The 11,401-nt window shown below is 73.1% G+C and carries 8 protein-coding genes; 5 read left to right on the forward strand and 3 right to left on the reverse strand.

The window, feature by feature from the left end:
- Position 1 precedes the first annotated feature (1 nt).
- Together ACFYWS_RS28675 and ACFYWS_RS28680 are read right to left on the reverse strand one after the other, a co-directional pair.
- On the reverse strand, positions 2-436 hold the full coding sequence (locus tag ACFYWS_RS28675; protein ID WP_389281215.1) for a roadblock/LC7 domain-containing protein: 435 nt from the start codon (positions 434-436) through the stop codon (positions 2-4).
- Between the two features lie 165 nt (positions 437-601).
- Positions 602-2,590 carry an ATP-binding protein gene (locus ACFYWS_RS28680; protein WP_389281217.1) on the reverse strand — a complete coding sequence of 663 codons (1,989 nt, stop codon included), beginning with the start codon at positions 2,588-2,590 and terminating at the stop codon, positions 602-604.
- A gap of 348 nt (positions 2,591-2,938) precedes the next feature.
- Between ACFYWS_RS28680 and ACFYWS_RS28685 the strand changes: the two genes are divergently transcribed.
- Entirely contained in the window at positions 2,939-3,628 is a 690-nt protein-coding gene (locus tag ACFYWS_RS28685) for a class I SAM-dependent methyltransferase (protein WP_389281218.1), read from the forward strand.
- 123 nt (positions 3,629-3,751) lie between these two features.
- On the opposite strand, the gene ACFYWS_RS28690 is transcribed toward ACFYWS_RS28685, so the two are convergent.
- Positions 3,752-4,936 (reverse strand): MBL fold metallo-hydrolase, encoded by a 1,185-nt coding sequence (locus tag ACFYWS_RS28690; RefSeq protein WP_389281219.1) that lies wholly within the window; start codon positions 4,934-4,936, stop codon positions 3,752-3,754.
- A gap of 191 nt (positions 4,937-5,127) precedes the next feature.
- Here ACFYWS_RS28690 and ACFYWS_RS28695 point away from each other — a divergent pair, with 191 nt between their 5' ends.
- From ACFYWS_RS28695 to ACFYWS_RS28710, 4 genes are read left to right on the forward strand one after another with little or no spacing between them, the layout of a single operon-like run.
- On the forward strand, positions 5,128-6,285 hold the full coding sequence (locus tag ACFYWS_RS28695) for an acyl-CoA dehydrogenase family protein (RefSeq protein WP_389281221.1): 1,158 nt from the start codon (positions 5,128-5,130) through the stop codon (positions 6,283-6,285).
- A complete protein-coding gene (locus ACFYWS_RS28700) occupies positions 6,282-7,988 on the forward strand; it encodes a thiamine pyrophosphate-dependent enzyme (protein WP_389281223.1) in 1,707 nt (568 codons plus the stop codon). The genes ACFYWS_RS28695 and ACFYWS_RS28700 overlap by 4 nt, the downstream gene beginning before the upstream one ends.
- Complete coding sequence (locus ACFYWS_RS28705) at positions 7,985-9,229, forward strand: Glu/Leu/Phe/Val dehydrogenase dimerization domain-containing protein (RefSeq protein ID WP_389281224.1); 1,245 nt, start codon at positions 7,985-7,987, stop codon at positions 9,227-9,229. The genes ACFYWS_RS28700 and ACFYWS_RS28705 overlap by 4 nt, the downstream gene beginning before the upstream one ends.
- A complete protein-coding gene (locus tag ACFYWS_RS28710) occupies positions 9,226-11,364 on the forward strand; it encodes an acetate--CoA ligase family protein (protein ID WP_389281225.1) in 2,139 nt (712 codons plus the stop codon). The genes ACFYWS_RS28705 and ACFYWS_RS28710 overlap by 4 nt, the downstream gene beginning before the upstream one ends.
- The last annotated feature ends 37 nt before the right edge of the window (positions 11,365-11,401 follow it).

The raw sequence follows: 11,401 nt of genomic DNA on the forward strand, positions 1-11,401 counted from the left end.
GTCAATTCCTCATCGCCGTGGGCTGGGCGGAGGGCTGCCGGGGTGCGGTCGCCAGGTAGGGGCGCACGCTCTTGACGAGCATGGCCATCTCATAGCCGAGCACGGCCGCGTCCGCGTCGCGCCCGGCGAGGACCGCCAGACAGGTGCCGGAGCCCGCGGTCGACACGAACAGCAGCGCCGAGTCGAGCTCCACCACCACTTGCCGTACGTCGCCGCCGTCGGCGAAGCGGATGCCCGCGCTGCGGCCGAGCGAATAGAGCCCCGAGGCGAGGGCCGCCATGTGGTCGGCGCTGTCCGCGTCGAGCCCGTGCACGGACTTGACGAGGCCGTCGGAGGACAGCAGCACGGCGCTGTTGGTGTGGGGAACGCGCTGGACGAGGCCGCTCATCAGCCAGTCGAGATCGGACACATGACCCGTCGGCACATCGCTCGCCATGGGGGATCGACTCCTTGGTGGACTGCTGGGTGTGGTGCGGGGAGGTGGGGGACCGGCTGGGGCGGGTGCGGACGCGGTGCTGGCCTTCCGGTGGGTACGCGCGCGTAGTGGCGTGCTCGTACGTGTACGGGGGCGGGGGCGGGCGCGTGTGCGGCGTCACGGTGGTCATGCAGGGGCGCCGCCTCGGTCGTCGGGGCCCGGCTCCCGCCGCTGGGCGTCCGGCCCCTCGTCACCGGGGCCGCGCGGTTCGGCCGACTCGGCGAGCGTGATGCCGCGCTGGAAGGCGGCCATGAGGCCGGGGTCGTGCACGGACGGGGCCGCCTCCTCGTTGCGCGGTGCGGGGCCGCCGCGCAGTTGCGGGGCGATGTGCTCCTGGGCCCTGCGGCGCGGCAGTTGGGGGCGGCTCATGGTGCCGCGCACGGTTCCCTCGGGCCGGGCGACCGGGGGTTCGGCGTGGGCGGCGGCCTCGCGGGCCTCGGGGCGGATGCCGGGGAGGGCCGCGGCGGGGGTGGGGCGGGAGTCGCCGGCGACGCGCTGCGGGAGGGGGGCGCCGTGGGTCCCGGGGCGGGGAGCGGCGGGCGGTGTGCCGTTGGGGGACGTGTCCGCTGGTGTGCCCGTGGAGGGCGCCGCCGTGACGGGTGTGGTGGTCGGCGTGCCGGTGGGAGGCGTGCCCATGGGGGTGCCCGCGGGAGGCGTTCCCGTGTGCGGCTGCCGGGGCACCACGGAGACGGCTCCGTGGAGTGGGGAGGGTGAAGGGGGCGCAGGGGTGGGTGCGTTGGCCGGTGCGGGTGGTGTGCTGTTGGTGTCCGGGCCGGACTGCGGTGGCGGCCCCGCCCGGTGGCCGTTCGCCGATGGCGCGGGCTCGCTTCCGAGCACGCTGTTCGCCGTCGCCGCCGCGGCGGCCTTGCGCACATGAGGGATGCGCACGCCCGCGCCGTCCGTGTCTCCGTCCCCGCCGAGCAGGTCCTGGGGCAGCACGAGGACCGCCTGCACTCCCCCGTAGATATTGGTCTGCAGCCGCACGGTGATGCCGTGCCGCCTCGCGAGCTGCGAGACCACGAACAGGCCGATGCGGCCGTCCGCGAGGAGGCTGGCCACGTTGACCTGGTCGGGGTCGGTGAGCAGCGTGTTCATCTTGTTCTGCTCGGTGACCGGCATGCCGAGGCCGCGGTCCTCCACCTCGATGGCGAGCCCGGAGGTCACCTGGTTGGCGCGGAGCAGCACCTGGGTGTGCGGGGCGGAGAACACTGTTGCGTTCTCGACGAGTTCGGCGAGCAGGTGGATGCAGTCGGCGACGGCGTGCCCGCGCAGCGTGCCGTCGATCGGCGGCACGAGTTTGACCCGCGAGTACTGCTCGACCTCGGCGATCGCGGAGCGCATCACCTCGGTCATGGACACGGGATGGCTCCACTGACGACGCGAGACCGCGCCGCCGAGCACGGCGAGGTTCTCGGCGTGCCGACGGGTGCGCGTGGCCATGTGGTCGACGTGGAAGAGGCCCTTGAGCAGGTCGGGGTCCTCGACCTGGTTCTCCAGCTCGTCGAGAAGGCTGATCTCCCGGTGCACGAGCGACTGCAGGCGCCGGGCGAGGTTCACGAACACCTCGACCTTCTGTCGGCTGCCTGCCTGGCTGGACAGCTGGGTGGCCTGGACGACGGCGGTCACCGCGACGTCGTGGCCGCGCGCGAGGTCGACGGCGAGCCGGTCGAAGTCGTCACCTCCCGGGGCGCCGACGGCGGGTGCGCGGCGTGGCGGCGGCTCCTCGCCCTTGCGCAACTGCTCGACCAGAGAGCGCAGTTCGGACTGCCGGTGCGCGGCGCCCTGACGCAGCGCGAGCACCCGGTCGCGTACGACGGCGGCGGCACGCCGCGCGGCGATGGCGGCGATCACGATGCCCGCGAGCGTCACCAGGCAGGCACCGCCGAGCACCGCCCACAGCGTCGGGCTGGTCCGCACTCCTGTGTGCTGGAGGACGAACAGCACGGCCGCGCTCGCGCCGAGTGCCACCGCGAGCGGCGGCAGGATGGCGATGCGCAGGAGTTGGGAGCGTATGTGGGTCTCGGTCGGCTGCGGCGCGGCCCGCCCGGCCGGCCTGCCGTGCCGACCGCCTTCGCGGCGGTCTGCGCGGGCGGCCGACTGGCGGAGCTGGGACATACGGCGACCTCGTCCTCGGTTCTATGAGTTCAGGGAGGGTGGCTCGGCAGATGAAAAGGCAGCTGGCAGCGCGACCGGGCGTCGCACGACGAGCACACACGGTAGTCGCCAACGGCATATACGCGAGGGGCAGTTGACAAACTCCGACGGCCCAGGTCCCGCTCTGGTATGAGCCTTCGCACCTACGACCGAATAAGTGCTCGCGATGCGCCCGCACGCATGTTCGCAGGGCAGCTTCGGTGCGCGCGTTTTGCGTTTTCCGCAAAGAAGTTTGCCCGTACGTACGCGTGGCGCGACCTTTGGCGTCGAAGGGGCCACCACCGACGGACGAGAGACAGGACCGACGCCATGAACAACGACACAGCCCAGGACAACACCGCCCAGCGCGACACCCCCCGGTCCGACACCGCCCAGTCCGACACCGCCCGGGAGTGGGACGAGCGGTACCGCAGCCACGACCAGCTCTTCAGCGGCAACCCGAACGGTGTGCTGGTCGCCGAGGTCGGCGAGCTGCCGCCCGGCCAAGCGCTCGACGTCGGCTGCGGCGAGGGCGGCGACGCGCTCTGGCTGGCCCGGCGCGGCTGGCAGGTCACGGCGGTCGACGTCTCGGAGGTCGCCCTGCGCCGCGCCGCCGTGGCCGGCGCCGACGTGCAGGGCCGGGTCTCCTGGGCGCAGGCCGATCTCGCCGTCACACCGCCGCCCGCGGGCGCCTTCGACCTGGTGACCGTCCAGTACTTCCCGCTGCTGCGCAGCTCGGGCTCGTCGACCCTGCGCGGGCTCGTCGACGCGGTCGCCCCCGGCGGCACGCTGCTCTTCGCCACGCACGCGCTGGCGGACCTGACGGAGCACACCGAGGCGACCGCCGAATTCGACCCGGCCGACTACTACTGGGCCGACGACGTCGCCGCGTTCCTCGCCGACGACGGTGAGGGCGCCTGGAAGATCCAGGCCAACGAGACCCGCCCGCGCACCGCTCCGGCCCCGCCCGGCACACACCACCACCGGGACACGGTCCTGCGAGCCCAGCGCACGGCATAGGCCCAGCACAGGGCATAAGCCCGGCGGAACGACATCGCAAGCCGCGGCCGCCACCTCGCCCCGCCGGCCGCCCGCCCACCCGCAACGTGCAACCAGCTACCCGCCGCGCCAGCCACCCGCCGCCTACCCGGCGACCACGATCTCCGTCCCCTCCGCCCCCGCCACGGGCCCGGCCACCGGCCACCCGCCCTGAGGCACTGCCGCGACCGGCCGCCACCACTGCTCCGTGGGCAGCGCCTCGGCGTCCGGCTCGAAGGGCTCGCCGGGGCGCGGCAGGGCGATACGCGCGGCGGACCGGCGGGCCGCGGTGACGGTCCCCTCACCGGGCTCGGTCCAGGCGTGCGGCGCCAGGTTGAACGTGCCCCAGTGGATCGGCAGCATCGGCCCTGCCGCGGGCCCGCCCTGCAGGTCGAGGTGGGCGCGCATGCCCTCCTCCGGAGTCATGTGGATGTCGGGCCAGTACTCCGAATACGCACCGATCTGGATCATCGTCACGTCGAACGGTCCGTGCTCGGCGCCTATGTCCTTGAAACCGCCGAAGTATCCGGTGTCGCCACTGTGGAAGACGCGGTGCTCGGACCCGGTGGCCACCCAGGACGCCCACAGGGTGTGCTGCGCGTTGCGCAGGCCGCGGCCGCAGAAGTGGCGGGCGGGAGTGGCCGTCAGCGTCACCCCGGCGACCTTCGTCGACTCGTGCCAGTCCAGCTCCCGCAGCCGGTCCGCGGGCACGCCCCAGTGCTCCAGGTGCGCGCCGACGCCGAGCGGCACAGCGAACACGGTGTCCGTGTGGGCGAGCGCCTTGATGGTGGGCATGTCCAGGTGGTCGTAGTGATCGTGCGAGATCACCACCACGTCGACCGGCCCCAGCGCGGCCAGCGGCAGCGGCGCCGGGTGCAGCCGCTTGGGGCCCGCGAAGGCGAACGGTGAACAGCGCTCGCCCCACACCGGGTCGAACAGCACCCGCGCCCCGTCCATCTCGGCGAGGACGCTGGAGTGCCCCATCCAGGTGATCCGCAAGCCGCTCACGGACGGCTTCGCCAGGTCGGCGAGGGTCGTGGCATGCACGGGCACGGTGCCGGTGGGCGCCCGGCGGGCGCGCTCGTCCTTACGGAAGTAGTTCTTCGCGAACTCGACCATCGAGCCGTCGGGCCGGGTGCGCGCGCCCTCCGGATTCTGGAAGGACCCGTCCGCGAAGTTCGGGGACCGGCGGATGCGGTCCAGTCGCGCCCCTGTGGGCTCGGCGCCAAAGGCATCGGGCTGGAGCGAGCGCAGCCCGGAAGTCAGAGAACGTGACACGGCGCCTCCCATTGATCGATCAGGTTTCCCATTATGTGCGGCACCACTGACAACGCGCTGGGCGCCTGTTGTGTGCCCGGGTCCCCGAATCCACGGCCACCCGCCCATCCCCCTGACCCGCCATTCAGTACCAGTTCGATTGACAGCACTCTCACCGACTCCGGATACTGACCGACGATTCAGTAAAGCCATCTGGAGGCACCGTGTCGGAACTCCCCACCGAACTGGTCCCGCTCACTCCCGAACAGCACGCCGTCGTCGAGCTCGCCCGGACCTTCGCGGCCGAGGAGATCCGGCCACGCGCGCGCGCCGTCGACGAGGCCGACGTCGAAACGCCATGGGATCTGTGGCGCAAGGCGGCCAAGGTCGGCATCACCGGTTTCATGCTCCCCGAGGAGTTCGGCGGAGGCGGCTTCACCGACGTGTTCACGCAGGTCCTCGTGCAGGAGGAGCTGTGCGTCGGCGACCTGGGCATCGGCAATCTGCTCTGCTCGAACGGCTTCTTCGCCGACCCCGTGCTCGCCCTCGGCACCGAGGAGCAGCAGCGCACCTGGCTCACTCCGCTCGCCGGCCACGACACCCCGATGACGTCGCTGGCCACCACCGAACCCGGCGCGGGTTCGGACGCCGCGTCGATCACCACGACAGCCCGCCGCACCGAGGGCGGCTACGTACTCAACGGCCAGAAGGCGTGGATCTCGAACGCGGGCGAAGCCGACCGCTACGTGGTGTTCGCCAAGACGGACCCGACCCAGCGCTCGCGCGGCGTGAGCGCCTTCCTGCTGCGCAAGGACACCGAAGGTGTCGCCTTCGGCGAGCCGATGCGCAAGATGGGCCAGCGCGCCATCGTCTGCCGGGAGATCTTCTTCTCCGACGCCTTCGTCCCCGAGGAGAACCGGCTCGGCGACGAAGGCCAGGGCTTCAGCGGCCTGATGCGCACCTTCGACATCTCACGCGCCGTCCTGGGCGCCGCCGCCACCGGTGTCGCCCGCGCCGCCTACGAGTACGCACGCGACTACGCGCGCACACGCGAGCAGTTCGGCAAGCCCGTCATCGAGCACCAGGCGGTCGCGTTCCGCCTCGCCGACATGCGCACCCGCATCGAGCAGTCACGCCTGATGACGTGGCGCGCGGCCCGCCGCCTGGACTCCGGCCTGACCGCCACCACGGAAGCGGCCATGGCCAAGCTCACCGCGTCGGAGACCGCCGCGTACTGCACCTGGGCGGCCGTACAGACGCTGGGCGGCTGGGGCTACTCGCGCGAGTACCCGGTCGAACAGTGGATGCGCGACGCCAAGTTGGAGGAGATCGAAGAGGGCACCTCCGACATCATGCGCCTGATCATTGCGAGGTCACTGTGACGTCTGTCCACGAACCGGCCGTAGATACGCGTCACAGTCCCACGCCTCCACCACCCCCCACCCACCTCACCGGCGGCGAGACACTCGTCCGCGCCCTGGCCGCCCACGGCGTCACCCGGGCCTTCGGCATCCCCGGCACCCACAACCTGGAGATCTACCGCCACTTGACGGCCTACGGTGTCGCGCACGTCGCGCCGCGCCACGAGCAGGGAGCCGGATACGCGGCGGACGCGTACGCGCGCGTGACGGGCACGCCCGGAGTGGCGATCACCACCACGGGGCCCGCGCTCCTGAACATCGCGGCGGCCGTCGGCCAGGCGTACTCGGACAGCGTGCCGCTGCTGGTGATCTCGCCGGGCATGCCGCTGCGCCACCCGCGCCAGTCGACGGGTCTGCTGCACGAAATGCGCAGCCAGACAGAGGCGTTGCGGAACGTGGCCGCGTTCAGCCATCGGGTCTCGTCGGTGGCGGAGATCGGTGCGGCTGTGGCGCGTGCGTTCACGCTGTTCCGCTCGGAGCGGCCGCGGCCGGCGCACATCGAGATCCCGCTCGACCTCCTGGGGGCGATGGAGCCCGCGGGCCCGGTCCGCACCGCTCCTTCGGCCGCGCCGCGCGTCCCCGGCGCCGCGCACATCGAGGAGGCCGCCGCCCTCCTCGCCCACGCGGAGCGCCCGGCCCTCGTCCTCGGCGGCGGGGCCCGCGGTGCGGCGGCCCAATGCCTGGCCCTGGCAGAGCAGTTGGCCGCGCCGGTGGTCACCACGGCGAACGGCAAGGCGATCGTCGACGAGGGCCACCCGCTCTCCCTCGGCGTGTCCCTGCACAGCCCGGCGGTCCAGGAGTGGCTCGCGAGCCGTGACGTGGTCCTGGCGGTCGGAACGGAGCTGGGCGAGTCTGATGTCTGGACCGCTGAGCCCCTGCCCCTTCGAGGGCAGTTGATCCGTGTGGATCTCGATCCGGCGCAGATGTACGCGGGCCTCCCGGCGGGCGTTCCCCTGGTCGGCGACGCGGCCGCCACACTGGACGCTCTCGCCCTCATCCTCGAAGCTGCTACCGCAGCCGCAGCCGCACCCGCACCCGCGGCCGTCATCCCGCGCACCACCTCCTCCGACGTACCCGCCCACGCCGAAACCGCCGCCCTGAAGGCGGCCCGCGACGGCGAGTCCCGCCCCCGCGACGCCCACTGGCTGCCCTACCTGGCGGCGATCCGCGGCGCCCTCGCCCCGGACGCCGTCGTCACCTCGGACAGCGCCCAGTGCTGCTACTACGGCGCCCTGCCGCACCTCACCCTGGGCCCGCGCGCCCGCTATCTGCATCCCACCGGGTTCGGCACGCTCGGCTACGCCCTGCCGGCGGCGATCGGCGCGAAGGCGGCCTGCCCGGACCGCCAGGTGGTGGCGCTCAGCGGCGACGGGGGGCTCCAGTTCTCGATCCAGGAGCTGGCCACGGCCGCCGCGCTCCAACAGCCGCTCGCCGTCGTGGTGTTCGACAACTCCGGCTACGGCGAGATCCGCGACGAGATGAAGGCCCGCGGCGACGCACCGCTCGCGGTCGACCACGCGCGCGTGGATCTGCCCGCCCTGGCCCGCGCCTACGGAGGACACGGCGCGACCGCACACTCCCCCGAGGAGCTCGCGAAGCTGCTGAGCACCGCCCTGACCACTCCCGCCCCCACCGTGATCGTCGTTCCCGAGGAGTCCGCATGACCACCGCCCCCACGCCCGCCGGCACCGCCACGCCCCCGACGGCCCCGACTGCTCGGGCGACCCTCACAGCCCCTCTCACCCAGCTCACCTGGACCGACCATGTCACGGGCCGCCACGGCCACTTGGTGATCGACCGCCTGGTGCGCGGCGTGTCCAGCGGAGGTCTGCGGATGCGGGCCGGCTGCACTCTGGAGGAGGTCGCGGGGCTCGCGCGCGGCATGTCGATGAAGGAGGCGCTGCACTACAACCCGGAGGGCCGCTACATCCCGCTGGGCGGCGCCAAGGGCGGCATCGACTGCGACCCGCAGGACCCGGAGGCGTACGGCATCCTGGTGCGCTACCTGAAGGCGATGCGTCCGTACATCGAGTCCTTCTGGACGACGGGCGAGGACCTGGGTCTCACGCAGGACCTGGTCGACAAGGCGGCGGCCGAGGCGGGCCTCGTGTCGTCCATCCAGGCCGTGTATCCGCTCCTGGACGACGAGGAGACGGCCCGTCAGCGGCTCGCGGACGCCTTCGCGGTGGACGTCGACGGCATCGGTCTCGACGAGCTGGTGGGCGGCTGCGGCGTCGCCGAGGCGGTTCTCGTCGCGCTCGATCGCGCGGGCCGCTCCTACGAAGGCACCCGTGTGTCCCTCCAGGGGCTGGGCACCATGGGCGGCGCCACGGCCCGCTTCCTCGCGCGCGCGGGGCTCACGATCGTGGCGGTGGCCGACCTGGAGGGCACCATCGCCAACGACGCGGGACTCGACGTGGAAGCGCTGCTCGCGGCGCGCGACGCCTACGGCACGGTGAACCGTGAGCGGCTGCGTCCCGAGGACCGTGAACTGCCGGGCGACGCCTGGCTGTCGGCGGACGCGGACGTGCTGATCCCGGCCGCGGTCTCGTACGCGATCGACGCGGCGAACCAGGAGCGGATCACGGCCCGCTGGGTCGTCGAGGCGGCGAACATGCCGGTCCTCGCGGACGCCGAGGAGCTTCTGACCGGGCGCGGGATCACGGTCCTGCCGGACGTGGTCGTCAACTCCGGTACGAACGCCTGGTGGTGGTGGACCCTGTTCGGCGACATCGGCGCGGACGCGGACGAGGCCTTCGCCTACACGCGGCGCTCCATGCGCTCCCTGATCGACCAGATGCTCGCGCGCGCGGAGGGCGACGGAACGACCCCGAGGGCCGCGGCGCACGCCATTGTCGCCGACCGCCTGCCGATCCTCGCGGAGAGGTTCGGGTGGTACAGGTGACGACGACAACAAGCCTGGCCGCGCTGTACGACCCGGCGTCCGTCGCGGTCGTCGGCGCGTCCGACAACCCGGAGAAGTGGGGCTACTGGCTCGCGGCGGGCGCCCTGACAGGACGCTCCCGCCGCACGGTCCACCTGGTCAACCACAAGGGTGGCCACCTCCAGGGCGAACCGTTCCGCCCCGCACTGTCCGCACTGGCCGCGCCGCCCGAGCACGTGGTGGTCGCGGTCCCGCCCCACCAGGTGCGCCCGGTGGTCCAGGAGGGCCTGGACACGGGTGCCCGCTGCTTCACGGTGATCACGTCGGGCACCACCGAGGAAGACTCCCTCGCGGACCTGGTCACCTCGCGGGGCGCCCGCCTGCTCGGCCCCAACTGCATGGGCATCGTCGACACGACGAGTCAACTCCGGCTCAGCTGGGGCGACTTCCCGGCCGGCGGGCTGGGCCTCGTCTCGCAGAGCGGCAATCTGGCCCTGGAGATCGGCCGCCACCTGGAACGCGCGGGCGCGGGCTTCTCGCGCTTCGTCTCGCTCGGCAACCAGCGCGACATCGACGCCGCCGACGCCCTGGAGTCCCTGATCGCCCACGAGCCCACGAGAGCGATCGCGGCGTACGTGGAGGACTTCCGGGACGGCCGCCGCCTCGCGGACGTCCTGGCGGCCGCTCACGCGGCGGGAAAGCCGGTCCTGCTCCTCACGGTGGGCCGCAGCGCGGCATCGGGTCGCGCGGCCGCCTCCCACACGGGCGCCCTCGTCAGCGCGCACGCCACGGTCGCCGCGGTCTGCCGCGACGCGGGCGCCCTCCTCCTGAACTCCGCGGGCGAACTCGTCGACACCGCCCTCCACTTGATGTCCCCCACCCCTTCTCTCGTACGTTCCCGCCCCCATCCCCCACGCCACGAAACCACCCCCGCCCCCACCCCCGACCAACCCAGCGCCACCCCACCCCCACCGCACCGGATCGCCGTGATCGGGGACAGCGGCGGTCAGGGCGCACTGGCCGCCGACTCGTTCGCCGCGTGCGGCTTCGACGTGCCCGCGCTCTCCCCGGCCACCGTCGACGCCTTGGGCGCGCATCTGCCGCCGGGCGCGGGGCGGGCCAACCCCGTCGATCTCGCCGGGGCGGGCGAGCAGGATCTGGCCACGTACGCGCGCGTGGCGGCCACCTTGCTGCACAGCGGGGACGCGGACACGGTCGTGCTCACGGGCTACTTCGGGGACTACGCGACCGCGAACCCGGCCCAGGCAGCGCGCGAGTGCGAGATCGCGCATGCCCTCGCCGATGCCTCGGGCGCCGCGGGGCGGGCCCTTCTCGTGCACACGATGGCCCGCGACACCCAGGCCCTCGCCGTCCTCAGAGAACGCGGCGTCCCGGTCCACGAGCGCGTCGAGCAGGCGGCGACGGCGCTCGCGGGCGCCGTGTGCCTGGGCGCCGCGACCCCGCGCCTGCCACAGGAGCGGACCGCTCCCCCGGCGGCGTACGAGGTCGAGGACGGCGGCTACGAGCGGGTGCGTGAGCTGCTGGCGTCCTACGGAGTCGCGTTCCCCACGGCCGAGTTCGTGACGAACGCGGACGCGGCGGTGGAGGCCGCCTACCGCACGGGCTATCCCCTGGTGCTCAAGGCGATGGGGCTCGCCCACAAGACCGAGGCCGGTGGCGTGGCGCTGCACATCTCGGAGGAGGCCGCCCTGCGGACCGCGTTCGCGCGGATGCGGGAGGCCACGGGTGCGGCCCGGTACGCGGTCGAGGCGATGGCCACGCCTCCGTACGCGCGTGAACTCATCGTCGGCGTACGGAAGGACGCGGCTTTCGGCCCGGTCGTCATGGTCGGCGCCGGGGGCGTGACCGCCGAGCTGCACGCGGACACGGCGCTGGCCCTGGCCCCGCTCACTCCGGCACGCGCGCGTGCCTTGCTACTGGAGCTGCGGCACGCGCCGCTGTTGACCGGGTGGCGTGGCGCCCCGGCCGTCCACCTGGAGGCGGCCGTGGCGGCGGTGTGCGCGGTGGCACAGGCCGCGGCGGACCACCCGGAACTGACCGACCTGGAGGTCAACCCGCTCCTCGTACACCCCGGCGGCGCGATCGCCCTGGACGCGCATGCAGTGGTGACTCGATCAAGCCCCTGCCGCGATTGAGCAGAGCCCCGCGACCTCAACCACTGTGGCCGCAACC

Origin of the sequence: Streptomyces sp. NPDC002795 (genome assembly GCF_042888725.1) — a bacterium.
In the GTDB taxonomy this organism is placed as follows: Bacteria; Actinomycetota; Actinomycetes; order Streptomycetales; family Streptomycetaceae; genus Streptomyces.